This is a genomic window from Paraburkholderia phytofirmans PsJN (genome assembly GCF_000020125.1).
GTDB classification, from domain to species: domain Bacteria; phylum Pseudomonadota; class Gammaproteobacteria; order Burkholderiales; family Burkholderiaceae; genus Paraburkholderia; species Paraburkholderia phytofirmans.
The window spans coordinates 1,503,540-1,519,576 of record NC_010676.1; the positions used below are offsets into that span (position 1 = coordinate 1,503,540).

The 16,037-nt window shown below is 62.4% G+C and carries 18 protein-coding genes; 7 read left to right on the top strand and 11 right to left on the bottom strand.

The genetic code is table 11. The features are described from left to right. The first annotated feature begins 200 nt into the window (after nucleotides 1-200). Together BPHYT_RS26440 and BPHYT_RS26445 are read left to right on the top strand one after the other, a co-directional pair. Nucleotides 201-1,328 carry an alkene reductase gene (locus BPHYT_RS26440; protein ID WP_012427188.1) on the top strand — a complete coding sequence of 376 codons (1,128 nt, stop codon included), beginning with the start codon at nucleotides 201-203 and terminating at the stop codon, nucleotides 1,326-1,328. Between the two features lie 77 nt (nucleotides 1,329-1,405). Beyond that, nucleotides 1,406-2,395 carry a zinc-dependent alcohol dehydrogenase family protein gene (locus BPHYT_RS26445; RefSeq protein ID WP_012427189.1) on the top strand — a complete coding sequence of 330 codons (990 nt, stop codon included), beginning with the start codon at nucleotides 1,406-1,408 and terminating at the stop codon, nucleotides 2,393-2,395. On the opposite strand, the gene BPHYT_RS26450 is transcribed toward BPHYT_RS26445, so the two are convergent. Then, on the bottom strand, nucleotides 2,392-3,333 hold the full coding sequence (locus tag BPHYT_RS26450; RefSeq protein ID WP_012427190.1) for a LysR family transcriptional regulator: 942 nt from the start codon (nucleotides 3,331-3,333) through the stop codon (nucleotides 2,392-2,394). The two genes, BPHYT_RS26445 and BPHYT_RS26450, sit on opposite strands and share 4 nt — an antisense overlap. A gap of 93 nt (nucleotides 3,334-3,426) precedes the next feature. On the opposite strand from BPHYT_RS26450, the gene BPHYT_RS36750 reads away from it, so the two are divergent. Continuing rightward, on the top strand, nucleotides 3,427-4,107 hold the full coding sequence (locus BPHYT_RS36750) for a redoxin domain-containing protein (RefSeq protein ID WP_012427191.1): 681 nt from the start codon (nucleotides 3,427-3,429) through the stop codon (nucleotides 4,105-4,107). A 24-nt stretch (nucleotides 4,108-4,131) separates the two neighbouring features. Here BPHYT_RS36750 and BPHYT_RS26460 read toward each other — a convergent pair whose 3' ends face one another. Next, nucleotides 4,132-4,476 carry a cupredoxin domain-containing protein gene (locus BPHYT_RS26460; protein WP_012427192.1) on the bottom strand — a complete coding sequence of 115 codons (345 nt, stop codon included), beginning with the start codon at nucleotides 4,474-4,476 and terminating at the stop codon, nucleotides 4,132-4,134. A 33-nt stretch (nucleotides 4,477-4,509) separates the two neighbouring features. Then, on the bottom strand, nucleotides 4,510-5,454 hold the full coding sequence (locus BPHYT_RS26465) for a metallophosphoesterase family protein (RefSeq protein ID WP_012427193.1): 945 nt from the start codon (nucleotides 5,452-5,454) through the stop codon (nucleotides 4,510-4,512). A 379-nt stretch (nucleotides 5,455-5,833) separates the two neighbouring features. On the opposite strand from BPHYT_RS26465, the gene BPHYT_RS26470 reads away from it, so the two are divergent. Together BPHYT_RS26470 and BPHYT_RS26475 are read left to right on the top strand one after the other, a co-directional pair. Further along, nucleotides 5,834-6,580, top strand: a complete 747-nt coding sequence (locus tag BPHYT_RS26470; RefSeq protein WP_012427194.1) for an SDR family NAD(P)-dependent oxidoreductase — start codon at nucleotides 5,834-5,836, stop codon at nucleotides 6,578-6,580. Nucleotides 6,581-6,648: 68 nt separating this feature from the next. Further along, the gene (locus tag BPHYT_RS26475) at nucleotides 6,649-7,296 is read left to right on the top strand and encodes a glutathione S-transferase family protein (RefSeq protein WP_012427195.1); all 648 of its coding nucleotides are present in this window, start codon (nucleotides 6,649-6,651) and stop codon (nucleotides 7,294-7,296) included. Between the two features lie 94 nt (nucleotides 7,297-7,390). Here BPHYT_RS26475 and BPHYT_RS26480 read toward each other — a convergent pair whose 3' ends face one another. The 6 genes from BPHYT_RS26480 to BPHYT_RS26505 form a co-directional block, all read right to left on the bottom strand. Beyond that, complete coding sequence (locus BPHYT_RS26480; RefSeq protein ID WP_012427196.1) at nucleotides 7,391-9,574, bottom strand: M1 family metallopeptidase; 2,184 nt, start codon at nucleotides 9,572-9,574, stop codon at nucleotides 7,391-7,393. A gap of 588 nt (nucleotides 9,575-10,162) precedes the next feature. Further along, a complete protein-coding gene (locus tag BPHYT_RS26485) occupies nucleotides 10,163-11,164 on the bottom strand; it encodes an aldo/keto reductase (protein ID WP_012427197.1) in 1,002 nt (333 codons plus the stop codon). A gap of 91 nt (nucleotides 11,165-11,255) precedes the next feature. Further along, nucleotides 11,256-11,495 (bottom strand): hypothetical protein, encoded by a 240-nt coding sequence (locus BPHYT_RS26490; protein WP_012427198.1) that lies wholly within the window; start codon nucleotides 11,493-11,495, stop codon nucleotides 11,256-11,258. A 9-nt stretch (nucleotides 11,496-11,504) separates the two neighbouring features. After that, nucleotides 11,505-12,143, bottom strand: coding sequence for a glutathione S-transferase family protein (locus BPHYT_RS26495; protein WP_012427199.1), 639 nt, complete (start codon nucleotides 12,141-12,143; stop codon nucleotides 11,505-11,507). Nucleotides 12,144-12,182: 39 nt separating this feature from the next. After that, nucleotides 12,183-12,632: an SRPBCC family protein gene (locus tag BPHYT_RS26500; protein ID WP_012427200.1), complete on the bottom strand. Its 450-nt coding sequence runs from the start codon at nucleotides 12,630-12,632 to the stop codon at nucleotides 12,183-12,185. Beyond that, nucleotides 12,629-12,964 carry an ArsR/SmtB family transcription factor gene (locus BPHYT_RS26505; RefSeq protein WP_012427201.1) on the bottom strand — a complete coding sequence of 112 codons (336 nt, stop codon included), beginning with the start codon at nucleotides 12,962-12,964 and terminating at the stop codon, nucleotides 12,629-12,631. The genes BPHYT_RS26500 and BPHYT_RS26505 overlap by 4 nt, the downstream gene beginning before the upstream one ends. Before the next feature lie 160 nt (nucleotides 12,965-13,124). On the opposite strand from BPHYT_RS26505, the gene BPHYT_RS26510 reads away from it, so the two are divergent. Next, nucleotides 13,125-14,030 (top strand): LysR family transcriptional regulator, encoded by a 906-nt coding sequence (locus tag BPHYT_RS26510; protein WP_012427202.1) that lies wholly within the window; start codon nucleotides 13,125-13,127, stop codon nucleotides 14,028-14,030. A gap of 24 nt (nucleotides 14,031-14,054) precedes the next feature. Here BPHYT_RS26510 and BPHYT_RS26515 read toward each other — a convergent pair whose 3' ends face one another. Further along, complete coding sequence (locus BPHYT_RS26515) at nucleotides 14,055-14,669, bottom strand: HAD family hydrolase (protein ID WP_012427203.1); 615 nt, start codon at nucleotides 14,667-14,669, stop codon at nucleotides 14,055-14,057. On the opposite strand from BPHYT_RS26515, the gene BPHYT_RS26520 reads away from it, so the two are divergent. After that, nucleotides 14,668-14,847 (top strand): hypothetical protein, encoded by a 180-nt coding sequence (locus tag BPHYT_RS26520; protein ID WP_041759166.1) that lies wholly within the window; start codon nucleotides 14,668-14,670, stop codon nucleotides 14,845-14,847. The genes BPHYT_RS26515 and BPHYT_RS26520 overlap by 2 nt on opposite strands. A 26-nt stretch (nucleotides 14,848-14,873) precedes the next feature. On the opposite strand, the gene BPHYT_RS26525 is transcribed toward BPHYT_RS26520, so the two are convergent. Continuing rightward, nucleotides 14,874-16,025 (bottom strand): branched-chain amino acid ABC transporter substrate-binding protein, encoded by a 1,152-nt coding sequence (locus BPHYT_RS26525; RefSeq protein ID WP_012427204.1) that lies wholly within the window; start codon nucleotides 16,023-16,025, stop codon nucleotides 14,874-14,876. Nucleotides 16,026-16,037 lie beyond the last annotated feature (12 nt).

Sequence of the window (16,037 nt, forward strand, 5' to 3'; positions counted from 1 at the left end):
TTCTGTTTTCACCGCCAAGTCTGATTCGCAAAAACGCTCGTCTTTAAACGGACGCCGCGCGCCGCCATTGATCCCGCTCCGGAATGATTCATATGCCGTCGCGCGCCTTCCCGGGGCATTTCGGAATGGATAAATTCTCCATCAACGAATCGGCAACTCGCTGAACGTCTCCGAACTCACTACCCGGTAAAGGAAAGATCATGGCTCACCTGTTCACCACGAAGAAGGTCGGCGCTTACACCCTCGCGCATCGCGTCGTGCTCGCACCGATGACCCGCCTGCGCACCATTCAGCCGGGCGACATTCCCAGCCCGATGATGGCCGACTTCTACGGCCAGCGCGCCTCGCAAGGCGGCCTCGAAATCGTCGAAGGCGTCAGCATCTCGATTCCCGCGCGTTCGTATCTGGGCGCCGCGAGCTTCTATCACGACGGCCAGATGGAAGGCTGGAAAGCGATCGCCAATGCGGTCCATGCCAAAGGCGGTCGCGTCTTCATGCAGCTGATTCACGGCGGCCGTCAAAGCCACGTCGAGATGACCGGCGGTGTTGCGCCGCTCGCGCCCTCGGTCGTCCCGTTCGAAGGCGTGGCGCTGACTAAAGACGGCTTCGTACCGGCCTCGCCGCATCGGGCGCTCGGCATCGAGGAAATTCCGGGCATCGTTGAAGAGTTTCGGGTGGCCGCGCAGCGGGCGCTCGATGCGGGCTTCGACGGCGTGGAGTTGCACGGCGCGAACGGCTACCTCGTCGACCAGTTCATTCAGGACGGCACCAACCATCGCACCGACGCGTACGGCGGCCCGATCGAAAACCGCGTGCGTTTTCTGCGCGAAACCGTCGAGGCGCTGATTTCCGTCTGGGGTGCGGACCGGGTCGGCGTACGTATCTCGCCGTCTGGCGAATGGGGCGGCATCTCCGACAGCGATCCGGAAGCCACCTTCAGCCACGTCGCCCGCGTGCTGGATGGCTATGGCATTGCCTACCTGCATGTGATCGAACCGCGCGTGAAAGGCGACGATACGTTGCACGAAGGCCACGCGCCGGTTGCCGTGAAGTATCTGCGTCCGCACTTCTCCGGCCCGATCATCGCCGCGGGCGGATTCGACGGCGACAGCGCGGAAGCCATCGTCGCGTCCGGCGACGCGGACCTGGTCGCCTTTGGCCGCCACTTCTCGTCGAATCCGGACCTGCCGTACCGGCTCCAGCACAAGCTGCCGCTCACGCCCTATGTCCGCGCGGCATTCTGGGGCGGCGACGAAAAGCACTACTCGGATTTTCCGGTTTATTCGCCTACTGTAGAAGCCGCTGAACAAACTGCTGAAACTGCCTGAGCGCACCCGCCTTCGCCCTCGCCTCGCTGGCCTCCCTGGCTCGTTTGTGGCGGGGGCACCCAACCCGGAGACTGTTAATGCCACGCACCATAATGTTTGCGAAAGCCGGTGGTCCTGAAGTGCTCGAATTCATCGAAACGCCGCTGGCCGCGCCCGGTCCGCACGAAGTTCGCATCAAGGTCGAGGCCATCGGCCTGAATCGCGCCGAATCGATGTGGCGCAACGACGCCTATATCGAACCCGTCCGGTTTCCCGCTGGACTCGGCTATGAAGCCGCGGGCGTCGTCGATGCGGTCGGCGCGGACGTGAAGGGTATCGCGCCCGGCGACAAGGTCAACGTGATGCCGTCGTTCTCGATGAACCAGTACTTCACGTACGGCGAATTTATCGTCGTGCCGGACAGCGCCGTCGTGAAGCATCCCGAGTCGCTCTCGTCCGCCGAGGCGGCATCCATCTGGATGATGTTCGTGACGGCCTACGGCGCGCTCATCGAAGACGCGAAGGTGGGCCAAGGCGACTTCGTCATCGTGCCCGCCGCGTCGAGCAGCGTCGGCCTCGCGGCAATTCAGATCGCCAACTACGCCGGCGCAACGTCGATTGCGCTCACGCGCACTTCGGCGAAACGCGAGCGGCTGCTGGAAGCCGGCGCCGCGCACGTGGTCGCCACCGGCGAAACCGATCTGGTGGCGGAAGTCAGGCGCATCACGGACGGCAAAGGCGCGCGCGTGGCATTCGATCCGGTTGGCGGCCCCAGCTTCGCGAAGCTGCTCGCAGCGCTGTCGTTTCAGGGCATCGCCTACATCTACGGTGCGCTGAGCGAGCAACCCACGACCTTGCCGCTGCTCGACATGATCGCCAAGGTGCTGACCGTGAAGGCCCACAACATCTGGCTGACGAGCGGCGATCCAATACGGCAGAAGGCCGCAGTGGACTATGTGCTCAAAGGTTTCGCGAGCGGCGCGCTCAAGCCGGTGATCGACCGCACCTTCAGATTCGACGACATGGTGGAGGCGCACCGCTATCTGGAAGAGAACGGCCAGTTCGGCAAGATCGTCGTGACGCTCTAGACTGGCCTCGCGGATTCGAGCGCCTGGTTCGCCGCGCGTGAAGCAGGAGTCGCTTCGTCGGCGAGGCAGTTTTCCACGAAGGCGGTGAACTGTCTTGCCTTGGTGCTCGCGAGGCGTCCGGTCGGATAGACGGCCGACAGACTGATGGTGGGCAGCATCCAGTCGTCCATGACCGACACCACCGCGCCCGACTTCAGCTCCGGCGTAAAGGCCCATTCGGACGCCACGGCAACGCCCATGTCGGCGAAGACGGCCGCGCGCAGGCCTTCGGTCGCGGTGATCCTGAGGCGCCCTTGCATGCGCACCGAGACTTCCGCGGTTTCCTTGCGGAACTTCCAGTCTTCGCCGCCGCCGTCGCGCGTGTAGATGAGGCACTTGTGCGCGAGCAGATCGGCCGGCGCCGCGGGAATGCCGTGACGGTTGAAGTAAGCCGGTGTGGCGATCACGCGGCGGCGCGCCTCGGCAATGCGGCGCGCGGTCATGTTGGAATCGGTGAGCTCGCCCATGCGCAAGGCGACGTCGATGCCCTCCTCGACGAGGTCGATATTCCGGTCGTCGAGCACGAGTTCGAGTTCGAGGTGCGGATGGTCGTCGAGAAACGCCGGCAGACGCGGCACGATATGCAGCCGCGCGAAACACACCGCCGCCGAGACCCGCAGTTTGCCCGAGAGGCCGGCCGCCGAGCCGCGCGCGGCCATCACGGCTTCGTCGGTTTCCTCCACCGCGCGTTTGGCGCGCTGGTAGAAGCTGGTGCCGGCTTCGGTCGGCGTGAGGGTGCGCGTGGTGCGAAGCAGGAGCTTGACGCCGAGCCACTCCTCGAGTTGCGCGATCGCTTTCGACACTGCCGGCTGACCGACATCGAAATGGCGCGCGGCGGCCGAAAACGAGCCGGTGTCGACCACGCGTATGAAAATTTCGATTGCCGCCAGGCGGTCCATCACATGTCTCCCGTGGAATAAGTGCAGCCGATTTTGCACCTTTCGCACGGACAGTGGAATGAATAAATGGGTCGCCGGGACACGGAGGGAAACATGGCAGACGTACAAACCGATGACAGCGCCGCAATGCGGCCAGCACGGCAGTCGCGGCAATCGGAGATCGACGCCGAGCTGGCACTCGGCGCGGCGGCCGCAGTGGCGTCGAACGCCTTGCGGGCGGGCTCGCGCGCGCCGCTTTTCACGTTGTCCGATCGCGCCGGCCGGCGCGTGAGCCTCGACGAACTGCTGAGCGCCGGACCGGTCGTGCTGCATTTTTTCAGAGGCGGCTGGTGTACGTTCGCCGAGTCGAGTCTGGCCGATTTTGCGGCGGGCTACGAGGACGTGCTCGCGCTCGGCGCGAGCGCCGTCGCCATCGCGCCGCCGTGCGGGAGTGCGGTGCAGCGCGCCTCTGGCCATCTGCGTGAATTGCTCGACGTGGACCTGCAGGTCGCACGCGCTTATGGCGTTGCGTTCGAACTGCCGCTGCGTCTGCGCGCCACCTATGAACGGCTGGGTTACACGCGGCCGGCGGCCAGCGAGGCAAGCCGCTGGCTGGTTCCCATTCCGGCCACGTTCGTGCTAGATCGCGACGGCGGCGCCGCCCTGGTTCACGTCGACGTGGACTATCGCAAATCGCTCGACATCGAATCGCTGCTGCGTGCGCTCAAGGCGCTTCAGGCAAGGCATGCAACCGGTTTGCATGCAATGCGCGAGCGCCCTGGCCGCAGTTTGTAGAGGGGTCTCCCGCGACGCTCACACTCACTGCACCGTGATGGTCTCCTTCATATTCGGATGAATGCCGCAGAACACCTTGTACACGCCTGGCTTGTCGAACTTGAACTGGTACGTGTCGTTCTGATCGAGCGCGGCGGAGCGGAACATGCCCGAGTCGTTCACCACCGTGTGCGGTTCGCCGTCGAGATTTTTCCAGGTCACGGTCGAACCGGCTTTGACCGTCATCTCCATCGGCATGAACATGAAATTCTTGATGGTGACGGTGTTCGGCGTCTGCGCGCGCGCCACGGACAACCCCGACGATGCCGCGAACAATGCCGAACTTGCGGCCACGGCGAGCAAAACGCGGCGAATGTTTTTGATTTGCATAACTGATCTCCAGCGATAGAAAAGAACTGACGTTTAAACCAGCGTGGTGTCGTCGAGCGTGGCCTTGAGTGGATGCCGGGCAATCTTGATGCTGGTCACTCCGAGCATTTTCGGAAGCTGGTCGCTCGCCACCGTCAACGGTCCAGGACCCGGGCCGTTGCCGGCGGTCGGCTGCGGATAAGCCGTCGAGCGCGCCGTGTGGAAAGTGATGTTGCCCTCCACTTTCGACACGATCTGATGAATGTGGCCGTTCAGCACGGTCACCGAGCCGAAGCGTTTCAGATAGCTCATCGCCTGGCCGGCATCGCCCGTGCCCCAGCCCCACGGCTCGTAGATCGTCCACATCGGCATGTGCGCGAATACGACGATCGGCGTGCTGGACGAACGCCCTTTCAGATCGTTTTCAAGCCACTCGAGCTGGTCGTCGCCGAGGCCGCCCAGGCCGTTCGGCTTGAAATGCATCACGTTGACGAGGCCGACGAAATGCACGCCCTGATGGTCGAAGCTGTAATAGCCCTTGTTGTCCGAAGCCTTGCCGAAGCGGCTGAAATATTCGGTTCCGGGGCCGTCCGTCACGTCGTGTTCGCCGGGCACGGTGTGCAACTCCGTGATATTCAGACCGGACATCAACTGGGCGGCCAGATCGAACTCCGATGGCTTGGAAAGATGCGTGATATCGCCGGTATGAATGGTCAACGCGGGCTTGACCGGCATCGCGTTGACGTACTCGATGGTCTGTTTCAGCGTGCCCGCCACGTCGGGATTGGCTTCCTTGTTAAAACCGATATGCGAGTCGCTGATCTGCAGGAAAAGCGGCACGCCGCCTTTTGCAGCGGACGAGTTCGGGTCGGCCGCGAGGGCCAGCTCCACGGGCGTGAGAATGCCGCCCGCCAGAACGAACACCGTGCCGAGACCACCGAACGCAAGACACTTGAGTGCGCCGCGCCGCGACGCGTTGAATGAATCATGTGATGACATGTTGACCTCACGATTAAGAGTCGCAGTCGAGCCGTGGATCATCCGGCGGCCCTCGCGAGTCGTTCGTCAGGCATGACTGCGCCGGTGCCGGTTTTATTCCAGCTTCGATTAGCCGGCGGATGAATCGTGTTGCTGCGTCGACGGACTGATAGAGGCTTACGTCGCGGCGAGCGAACGCCGCGCTCGCGTCGAGCACTTGCGCTGCATCTGATACGCATGCCTGAGAGGCATGCCCGCCAGCTTATAAAGTCTTTTTACTCCGGCCGGGAAGTCACTAAATTGCAGTCAAGGCATCGATTCAAGCAGATCAAACCCGCTCAACCAGCCAGCGGCCTGCTTCGCCCCCATACCGCAAATACATACCCATCAGGAGTTTGAAATGAGCCAGCCCGTCGTTCTGATCACCGGCGCACTCACCGGCATCGGCCGCGCCACTGCCTTCGCCTTTGCCGACAGCGGCGCCCGTCTCGTCGTCTCCGGCCGTCGCGAAGTCGAAGGCAAGGCCCTCGAAAAAGAACTGCGCGAACTCGGCGCGGACGCCCACTTCATCCAGGCCGACGTGCGCCGCGACGACGAAGTCGCGAACCTCGTCGACCAGACAGTCGCGCGCTTCGGCCGCATCGACGCCGCCGTGAACAACGCCGGCACCGAAGGCCAGCCCGGCGCGATCACGAGTCAAACCGTCGAGAGCTACAGCGCCACGTTCGACACCAACGTGCTCGGCACGCTGCTCAGCATGAAGCACGAACTGCGCGTGATGTCGGCGCAAAAGAGCGGCAGCGTAGTGAACGTTTCGTCGACGTACGGCCACGAAGGCGCGGCCTTCGCTTCCGTGTACGCCGGCAGCAAGCATGCGGTGGAAGGCATGACGAAGTCGGCGGCGCTCGAAGTGGCGTCCACCGGCGTGCGGGTCAACGCGGTCGCGCCGGGGCCGACCGATACCGGCATGCTCGACCGCTTCACCGGCACGCCGGAGAACAAGGCCGCGCTCGCCGCCAAGGTGCCGCTCGGCCGGGTCGGCCAGCCGGTCGATGTGGCGCGCGCCGTCGTGTTCCTGGCGTCGGAGGCGGCGTCGTTCATCACGGGGCAGATCTTGACCGTCGACGGCGGTAAGACGGCGGGCTGATTGTCGCCCGATTGCAGCGGCGCGCGGCCACGCGCGCGCCGCGAAGCATCATTCAAAGGACTCTAAACATGACTACCGAAACATTGACGCTTTACCATTCCACCGCGTCGCCGAACTCGCGGCGAGTGCGCATCTTTCTCGCCGAAAAAGGCGTCACGGTGAAGCTCGCGGCGGTCGACCTCGGCAAACGCGAACAGCACGGTGACGCGTATCGCGCAATCAATCCCCGTCGTGTCGTGCCGACGCTGGTGCTTGAAGACGGCACGTCGATCGGCGAGGTGCCCGCCATCCAGCGCTATATTGAGGACGTCTATCCCGGCACACCGCTTTTCGGCATCACGCCGAAAGACAAAGCGCTGATCACGATGTGGGAGCGGCGCGCGGAACAGGAGGGGTTTGCCTCGGTGATGGAAGCGATCCGCAACACCGCGCCCGGTTTGAAGGGCCGCGCGATTGCCGGCCCGCACGACTACGAGCAGATTGCCGCGCTCGCCGAACGCAGCCGGCAACGGGCTGTCCATTTTATGGAGGACCTCGACAATCGCTTGAAACAGTCCGCGTTCGTGGCGGGCGAACGCTTCTCGGTTGCCGACATTACCGCACTGGTGACAATCGACTTCGCCGCGAAAGCAATCGACTTGCAAGTGCCGGCTGATCTGAAATCGCTCAGGCGTTGGTATGACACAGTGTCCTCGCGGCCCAGCGCCACGGCGTGACCTGTCGCGGCATCCGTAGTCCGTAGCGGCACGAAGAAAGCGGCCCGCATCGCTGCAATACGATGCGGGCCGCCGAACTACCCAATACGCCCGCTTATTGGCCTTGCTGCGCCTGCGGCTTCAGTTTGAACTTGCCCTGATAGCGGATCGTCGGACGCTGCGATTGCGTGGTCGGCGCCGTCATCAGCAACTGGCGTGCGAGCGGTGTGGCCGCCGGGCTCAGCGAGCCGATACTCGTGACGCGCGACGGATCCGCGAGACCGTTATTCACCAGCAGCTTCGCTTCGAGTTGCAGACTGGTCAGCAGAACCGGATCCTTCAGCGCGTTACCTTGCGCGAGCAACTGGCTCCACGCGCTGTTGCTGTAGTTGGTCACGTAGTAGTCGAGACCGCTCGGATCGGCAAGCACCGCGGAACAGCCGTTCAGACGCACCTGGGTTTGCGTGTCCTTCATCGCCAACGTCTTGCGCGAAGTGAGGCCGTCGCCGTATGCGAGTGTCAACGGGATGGTCCACTGTGTGCCCGGATACTGATTCTGATTCGGGAACGGCGACTGTTTCAGCGTGACCACCGTCTGGTTAGTCGTCAGATCGCACTGCGTGTCGAGCGAAATCAGCGGCACGCCTGTTTGCCGCACGAAGCTGTCGCCGATCGCCACCATCGGCTGGCCGCTAGCCTTCGACAGTTCGTCCCACAAACGCCTGGGCGTAACGTTGCCGAGCGAATAGTCGGCGAGATACGACTGAAGGCCCTTGCGCATCGTTTCTTCACCCAGATAGTTCTCCAGCATCTTCAGCACGTGACCGCCTTTGTCGTACGTGAAGGCGCTCGCGCTCAGCACGAAGTCGTTCGACGCCCAGCCGTTGAAATTCGGCTGCACCGGGAACGCCGTGGACTTCAGGTCAGCGTTGATCACCGCGTACTTGTTCTTCACGTCGTCGACCCAGCTGAAACGGTCCGGGAAGAAGCGCACCTTGGTCTTGTTCTCGAAGAACGTCGCGAACGACTCGTTCAGCCAGACATCGTCCCACCAGTCGAGCGTGACGAGATCGCCGAACCATTGGTGCGCCGCTTCGTGCGTGAGCACCGTCACGCCGTAATCGGACATGGTCGTGCCCGGCGCCGGCAGAATGTCGTCGGCGAATTCGAGAATGGCGCCCCAGTTCTCCATGCCGCCGAAGTTCAGGTCCTTCTGCTCCTTGAACGCGTCGTTGGCCGCGATCGTGTCGAACTTGGTGAGCGGCAGCGGAATGCCGGTGTAGCGATAGTAGTAATCGAGCGCCTGCTTGGTCTGCTGCATGGCCGGTTTGGCCCAGTCACGCATGCCGGGCGGCGTGAAAATCCGCAGATGCAGTCCCTTGCCGTCGGGCAACGGGCTCGTGAAGTCGTCTTCGAGAATGTCGAACTGCCCGCCGCCGAAGAACAGCAGATACGACGGCATGGGCGGCGTCTTCTCGAACGACACCAGCTTGTAGCCGCTATCCACGTTCACCGCCGGTTTCTCCGCCGCGTTCGAGACCACGTTCCAGTTCTGTGGCACCTCCGCGCTCACCTCGTAGGTGGGCCGGAAAGCCGGCTCGTCCCAGCCGGGGAACCATTGGCGCGCGAGGTTCGATTCGCCCTGCGTGAGGATCGCGCCGCTCGTCGTGCCGTCGGTCGACTTCAGGTCGACGCGGAACACGCCTTCGGCCGCGGAGCAACCCGGATACGGATCGTCGCCGCAACTGCCGCCGGTCTTGGCGACCGGATCGTCATAGGTCTTGAAGTTGATGATGCCGCTCCACTCCATATGCAGCGAGTAGTTGCCGGCGGCGATCTGCCCGCTCACGGGGCGCAGTTGATAGAAGTCGCCGTCGTCCTGCGGCGTGGCGATCAGCGCGATGTTACCGGGCTGAAGCGTAATCGTGCCGTTGGTGAACTTGACCCGGTGCCCGGCAATCGTGATCGCGTTGACGGCCTTCTGCACCTTGATCTGCACGTCGGCGCGGCCGTCGAATGAAGACAGCGCGGGGTTCGGCCGGAACCACAGCTTGTAGTTGATCGGCGTGACCGTGTCGGGCAACTCGACCGGCGGCACCGTCTTGTTGATCGAGGTGTCCGCCACGACCGGCGCGGCGGGCGGAGCCAGCGCCACTTCGGAGGCGCCTGACGCAACTGCGGGCGCCTGCGCGGATTTGCTCGTCAAGGAAGACGAGCCGTCGCTGCCGCCGCATCCCGCCAGAATCGCAATTCCGGCTAGTGCGAGGCACTGCATCTGCAATCGGAAATTTATACGCATGATTAATCCTCGACTCCCAATATCGGCAAAATAAAGTGCATTGAGTGTTTAAGCTGGTTTTCTTTTTTTTCAGCGAAAAAGGTCTCCCGCACTAGCACCGAATTGCTAGCGAGAATATAAGGACGTGTTGGCGCCTCAGCACTTGTGGCTGATTTTAGAAATGCGACACACATTTATTACAATGCTTTCATATCGACAGCCGGGGGATTTTCCCCGGCTGTTATTCGATCGTCTCGCTGATCGGCAAAGTGGCGGCTCGCCTGTGTCTCCGGGCAGGTGGATTAGACCGAATCAGTTTTTGGACGACAGTGCGTAGCCTAGTTTGGCAAACGTTCCCGTGTCAACTTCCTTTCACAAACTTTCTTTCGCTCATTCGATTTGCATGCAAATCGAATGGCATCGGCAATGAAGCCGAGTTAATCCTCTAGGAATCGCGAGATCGCGTATGACTACGGGAAACTTTATTTTTCCTGGCGCGCTATTGTGCTATGCGAAATGGCGCGAGCGAATAACGTCGAATGAGGTTTTAATTTGAACTAGCTGGAGAGTTCACCAAGGAATTATTGCGAATAATACGCAAACGATCGGTTAGCCATTCACCGTCGCCACGATTCGTGCGCATATCGCCTCGTCGGGCAATGGGCCCGAACCGGCCCGAACATTGTCCGCCATGTATTGCGGACGCCCCGTGCCGGGAATCACGACCGTCACCGCGGGCTGAGCGAGCACGAACTTCAGAAGAATCTGCGCCCAGCTCGTGCAGCCGATTTCCGCCGCCCACTCAGGCAGCGGCGTTTTGCCGACGCGTGCCAGCAAGCCGCCGCCGCCGAAAGGCTGATTGATCACGACGCCGATGCCCAAGTCCGCCGCGAGCGGCAAGATGCGCGTTTCGGCGGCGCGGTCGTCCGCGGCGTAGTTGATCTGCACGAAGTCGGGCTTCTCGCTGCGCATGACAGCGGCGACTTCGTCGAACGCACTCGACGTGTAGTGCGTGATGCCGATATAGCGAATCCGGCCGCGCGCTTTCCAGTCGCGCAGCGTGGCGAGTTGCGTGCGCCAGTCGAGCAGGTTGTGAACCTGCATCAGATCGATGCGCGGCTGCTGAAAGCGGCGCAGCGATTCTTCCATCTGCGCGATGCCGGCTTCGCGTCCTTCGGTCCAGACCTTGGTGGCGACGAAGGCTTTGTCGTGCGCATCCAGTTGCGTAAGCAACGCACCGGCCACGGCTTCCGACGAGCCGTACATCGGCGATGAATCGATCACCGAACCACCGGCTTCGAACAGAATACGCAGCACGTCGGCGAGTTGCGCGCGGCCGGCGGGATCGGCGCCGACATCGAAGGTGCGCCAGGTGCCGCAGCCGACCACGGGCAAGCGTTCGCCCGTGGCGGGAATTACGCGTTGCGACATGCGTGGGAGCGGCGTGGTGGCGGATGCGGCTTGCGATTTGGGCGTTGGCGTTGGCGTTTGAGCCGCCGCCATCCGAGGCAATGCGAGCGACGCCGACAAGCCGACCACAGTGTGTCCCGCCGAGCGCAGAAAACGGCGCCTGCCCGAAATCCCCACAGCGTTTTTCGACGAAAGTGCCATGACGTGCCCTCGATTCGCGCGCAGTACAGTGACTTCGTACGATACGGCAAATCGGCACAGCATGTTAAAGCTACGCAAGAGGCAACGCGCACTAGCGGATAAAGTGCCCGCAAATCGGCATACTACCCAGCCGCGCGATCAACGACGACTGTTGTCCACCACCCGCCAGCGCAAACTGGTCCGCCGCCATGGCGGACCCCGCCGCCGCACCGATCGCGATAACCGCAATCGCAATCCGGCGCAGCCGCCCGACGCGGCCGGCGAGCGAACTCGACACGCTGCGCCAACAGGCCAGCAAGGTCATCGTGAGTGCAACTATCGCGCAGCACATGACTCCTCCTCAGGCGTTCGCCGCGGCGCGCTCCTGCCGCGCGGGAAACGGATCGCGCCATGCGTCGATCGCGTTCAGCTGATCGTGCCAGCGCACCACTTCTGGAAACTCTTCAAGCGGCATCGCCGCGTTTTTCGCGTACGGCAGCGAGATGCCAACCGAGAAATCCGCGAGCGACAGGTCATCGCCAAGCAACCACTTGCGTCCCTTCAGATGCTGGTCGAGCACGGCGGCATGCTTGCGGAAGAACCCTTGCGCCTCGGCGACCTTGGAAGCATCGGGCTCGCCAAGTCCGGCCCACGGCTTGATCAGATACTCGAAGTACAGCGCTCCTGCATGCCGGAGCAGATGCTGGCTATTCCAACTGAACCAGCGCACGACGTCGATCTGCTGCTGCGCTCCTCGTGGCCAGAGCGGGGATTCCGCGCGCTGCGCGAGATGGCACATGATCGCGTCGGCCTCCCAGATGACCTTCTCGCCGTCGACGAGACACGGCACCTTGCCGTTCGGATTGATCGCCAGATAGTCCGGCCGGGTATGCTCGCCTCTGCGCAGATCGACAAAGGCATAGTCGATTGGCAACCCTAAGTATTGGGCCAGCGCGCAGGTTTTCCTGGGAGACAGCGTTTCAGCATAGTAGAGCTTCATGGTCGACCTCAGTATGCGTTGACTTCGGTGGGATGTGCTTCATCTGGCTTCGTTTTCCAGCTCGGCAACCAGTGCATCCAGCTTTTCGAATGCACCGGTCCAGCCAGTTTGATGACCATCGCGCGCCGCCTCGTCGAAGAACTGCGCGTGAGTGAAATGCAGTTCGGTGCCCTCTTCTATCGGACGAAACCGGATCGTCACCAGCGACCGGCGCTCGGGCAGCGTGACCCACTCCCATGTGAAGACGAGCTTGCGGTCCGCTTCGACTTCCTGGTATTCGCCGCGGCAGTCGTGCGTTTCGCCGTCCAAGGTCTGAAACACCACGCGAAAGCGGCCGCCCACGCGCGGATCGGCTTCAGCGCTCAGCACCGGCCCGGCGTCCGGTCCCCACCAGCGCGCCATCAGTTCCGGCCGCGTCCATGCTGCGTAGACTCTTGCAGGCGGCGCTTTGATGCGCCGAACGATGGTCAGGCTGGGCTTTTCGTTCATTCGTCGTCCCTCTCCACAAAATCGGCGAGCCGGTCGAGACTCGCGGACCAGAAGCGTTCGTAGCGCCGCAGCCACGCCATCGCCTCTTCCATTGGACCGGCGACCAGTTGCACCGAAACGGTCCGGCCATTCTTGGTGCGCGCCACCAGACCCGCTTCGCTCAGCACGTCGAGATGCTTCATGACGGCGGGCAGTTTGAGCGGCAACGGCCGCGCGATCTCCGTGACGGACAAGCCCGGCTCGCGTTCGAGGCGCGCGAGGATGGCCCGCCGCGTAGGGTCCACGAGGGCTGAAAACGTGCGATCGAGTTGACTGACTGGAGACTTTGCCATATGGTGAACTATAGGCCCGGGACTCCGGGAGTCAAGGTTTTTTGCGGTCGACTCCGGGAACCCGTAGGCCCGTTCACACTGTCCGCCCTGAACGCGTCACGGCTATCATTCCAACGATTCGCGATCACGGATTCGCTCAGCGTCGAGAGGACAGCACCGTATGGATCTTCTTCAAGGCATGGCAGTGTTCAAGCGCGTCGTGGACGCGTCTAGTTTCTCGAAGGCGGCGGACTCACTGGAGATGCCGCGCGCTTCCGTGTCCACCGTCGTGCAGAATCTGGAAAGTCATCTCGGCGTGCGCCTGCTCAACCGCACGACGCGCCGCGTGCAGGTGACCGACGACGGCGCGCTTTACTACGAATACTGCGCACGCATTCTCGCCGAGGTCTCCGACGCCGAGTCAGCGCTATCGAGCAAACGTCAAAGTCCGCGCGGCACGGTCCGCGTGGACACGTCCGCCACGTTCGCGGCTCACGTGCTGATTCCCGTGATGCGCGATTTCAACGCGCGCTATCCCGACATCACGGTGAAGCTGGGACTGGCTGACCGCAACGTGGATCTCGTGCAGGAAGGCGTGGATTGCGTGATCCGCATTGGCGTGCTCGACGATTCGAACCTGGTGGCGCGCTCGCTCGGCAGCGTGCGCATGACGATCTGCGCCGCGCCGGCATATCTCGAGCAGATGGGCGAACCCGCCACGCCCGACGATCTCGACCGGCACCACGCGGTGAATTATTTTTCCGCGCGAACAGGGCGCGTCTATCCGATGGAGTTCGAATCGGACGGCGTACTCATCAAGAGACCGATCGAGGGCAAACTCGCGGTCAATGAAGGTCAGGTTTATGTCGCGTCCGCGGTGGAAGGCCTCGGCCTGATCCAGACGCCGCGCTTCATGGCGGCGAAGGCAATCGAATCCGGCGCGTTGCGTGAGATTTTGCGCGACTGCCATTGCGCGCCGTTGCCCCTCTCGATTCTTTATCCGCACCGTCGTTTGAGCATGTCCGTGCGAGTGTTCAGCGAGTGGGTGCACGAACTGGTGCAGCAGAATCCGGACTTCTGCGATTAGTACATGCGAAGACAACCACAGTTGCTATATCAAACCGCGACGCTGCAAGTCTTCCGACAATGAGCCGACGCTGACGAACATGTGTCCTTGCAGTCCTGCATCGATCGCGCCGTTCACGTTGGCGGCCGTGTCGTCGACGAAAAGCGTTTGGGCCGCGGGCACGCCGATCTGCTCCAGACAACGCAGATAGGTTTGCGCCGCCGGCTTAGCGGCGCCAAAAGCCGCCGACGAGTAAACGTGCGGCCCGAACAGCCGCGCGACAGGCGGATTCAGATAAGCGATGTGATCGATCAACAGGCGGCAATTATTGGTCAGCACCGCAATGCGGTGCCGCTCGGCGACCTGGGCGGCAAGCGCGAGCGCGTCCTGGTTCGGCGTAATCGACGCGTGACGGGCGGCCAGCCATTCGTCGCGGCTGATGGGGTGGTTCAGCAGCATGCCTAACTCGCGCAGATACTCGTCATCGCTGATTTCCCCGGCGTCGGCGCGCGCTTCGAGCCCCGAACCCCAGATCGCGTGACGCACCGTGTCCGCTGTGCAACCGGCGGTTGCCGCCAGATGATCGACTCGCGCGGCGCGGTCGTAGTGGGACAAAACACCTTCCATGTCGAACAGAACCAGCGTGATGGATGCGGTCATGCTGTCGGCCTCGCGTCGAAAGCTTTCAGAAATGAAGCAACCGCGCGACGCGATGACGCCGAACGGTTGCCTGTTTCTATTCTGCCTCGACAAAACCATGACTGCCGGTAACGGCAACGGCGTCGACATCGGCCGGCGTCACGGTTCTCTCACAGACCTCGGAAAAGCAGCAGCTTGATACGCTCCGCTTTTTCAAAAACGCCCTCACGCGCCGCTGCCTCCTACCGTCTTGACGCTTTTCCACTGACCCTGCTCCACCTGGAACAGCGTGTACGGCGGCTTGATCAGATCGCCGTAAGGATCGAAGGTGATATTGCCGGTGACGCCCGTGACCGTGACCTTGGCGAGGCTGTCGACGATCTTTGCGCGATCGAGCGAGTCGGCGGTGTGAATCGCCTTCAGCATGGCGAGCGCCGCGTCATAGGAAAACGGCGCGTACAGTTCGACATCCTGATTGAAGCGCGCCTTGTAGCGCTTGCCGAATGCCTGCGCGGCCGGCAGTTTGTCGAGCGCCGGGCCCGGTTCGAGATCTTGCGTTCCGTTGCCCGCCGTGCCGGCGATCTGCAGGAATGCATTGCTCTTCAGCGCGCCGGCGCCGAACAATTGCGTGCTCATGCCCAGCGAGCGCATCTGCTTGACCAGCATCGCACCCTGCTCATCCAGCCCGCCGAAGAAAATCAGGTCGACGTTCTTGCTCTTGAGCGTGGTCAGAATGGCGCGAAAATCGATCGCCTTGTCGTTGGTGAATTCGCGATCGACGATATTGCCGTTCGCTTCCTTGACGCCCTTTTCGAAGGCATCGGCCAACCCTTGCCCGAAAGCCGTGCGGTCGTCGATGATGGCAATGCGCTTCGCCTTCATCTGCTCCACTACGAAATGCCCCGCCACGACACCGCCGATACCGTCGTGACCCATCGTGCGAAACACGTTCTTGAAGCCTTGCTTGGTCAATTGCGGATTGGTCGAACCGGGCGTGATCATCGCCACGTTCGCCTGGTGATAGACCGTCGAGGCCGGAATGCTGCAGCCCGAGTTGTAATGGCCAATCACGCCGACCACGCCGTCGTCGACCAGCTTCTGCGCGACCTGAATCGCCACGCGCGGGTCGGCCTGATCGTCCTGCACGTCGAGCACGAACTTGACCGGCTTGCCGCCGATCATTGGGTTCTTCGCGTTCTCTTCATCGAGCGCCAACTGCGCGCCGTACTGCAAGTCCTTGCCGACCCGCGCAACGGGCCCCGTCAACGGTCCGACGAAACCGATCTTGACGATCTGGGGGTCGGCGGCCCACGAAAACGGCATATACGTGGCGAGTGCACAGACAGTGGCACTCAATAGCCAATAGCGGCGATTCATGATGCGCTCCTT

Bases quoted from the DNA above. Each gene is read 5' to 3' on its own strand.
- BPHYT_RS26485 (WP_012427197.1), bottom strand. From the start codon at position 11,164: ATGGCACTTTCGTCGAAAAACGCTGTGGGGATTTCGGGCAGGCGCCGT.
- BPHYT_RS26505 (WP_012427201.1), bottom strand. From the start codon at position 12,964: ATGGCAAAGTCTCCAGTCAGTCAACTCGATCGCACGTTTTCAGCCCTC.
- BPHYT_RS26440 (WP_012427188.1), top strand. From the start codon at position 201: ATGGCTCACCTGTTCACCACGAAGAAGGTCGGCGCTTACACCCTCGCG.
- BPHYT_RS26500 (WP_012427200.1), bottom strand. From the start codon at position 12,632: ATGAACGAAAAGCCCAGCCTGACCATCGTTCGGCGCATCAAAGCGCCG.
- BPHYT_RS26520 (WP_041759166.1), top strand. From the start codon at position 14,668: ATGCTGTCGGCCTCGCGTCGAAAGCTTTCAGAAATGAAGCAACCGCGC.
- BPHYT_RS26460 (WP_012427192.1), bottom strand. From the start codon at position 4,476: ATGCAAATCAAAAACATTCGCCGCGTTTTGCTCGCCGTGGCCGCAAGT.
- BPHYT_RS26480 (WP_012427196.1), bottom strand. From the start codon at position 9,574: ATGCGTATAAATTTCCGATTGCAGATGCAGTGCCTCGCACTAGCCGGA.
- BPHYT_RS26475 (WP_012427195.1), top strand. From the start codon at position 6,649: ATGACTACCGAAACATTGACGCTTTACCATTCCACCGCGTCGCCGAAC.
- BPHYT_RS26490 (WP_012427198.1), bottom strand. From the start codon at position 11,495: ATGTGCTGCGCGATAGTTGCACTCACGATGACCTTGCTGGCCTGTTGG.
- BPHYT_RS26450 (WP_012427190.1), bottom strand. From the start codon at position 3,333: ATGGACCGCCTGGCGGCAATCGAAATTTTCATACGCGTGGTCGACACC.
- BPHYT_RS26495 (WP_012427199.1), bottom strand. From the start codon at position 12,143: ATGAAGCTCTACTATGCTGAAACGCTGTCTCCCAGGAAAACCTGCGCG.
- BPHYT_RS26465 (WP_012427193.1), bottom strand. From the start codon at position 5,454: ATGTCATCACATGATTCATTCAACGCGTCGCGGCGCGGCGCACTCAAG.
- BPHYT_RS26515 (WP_012427203.1), bottom strand. From the start codon at position 14,669: ATGACCGCATCCATCACGCTGGTTCTGTTCGACATGGAAGGTGTTTTG.
- BPHYT_RS26525 (WP_012427204.1), bottom strand. From the start codon at position 16,025: ATGAATCGCCGCTATTGGCTATTGAGTGCCACTGTCTGTGCACTCGCC.
- BPHYT_RS26445 (WP_012427189.1), top strand. From the start codon at position 1,406: ATGCCACGCACCATAATGTTTGCGAAAGCCGGTGGTCCTGAAGTGCTC.
- BPHYT_RS26510 (WP_012427202.1), top strand. From the start codon at position 13,125: ATGGATCTTCTTCAAGGCATGGCAGTGTTCAAGCGCGTCGTGGACGCG.
- BPHYT_RS26470 (WP_012427194.1), top strand. From the start codon at position 5,834: ATGAGCCAGCCCGTCGTTCTGATCACCGGCGCACTCACCGGCATCGGC.
- BPHYT_RS36750 (WP_012427191.1), top strand. From the start codon at position 3,427: ATGGCAGACGTACAAACCGATGACAGCGCCGCAATGCGGCCAGCACGG.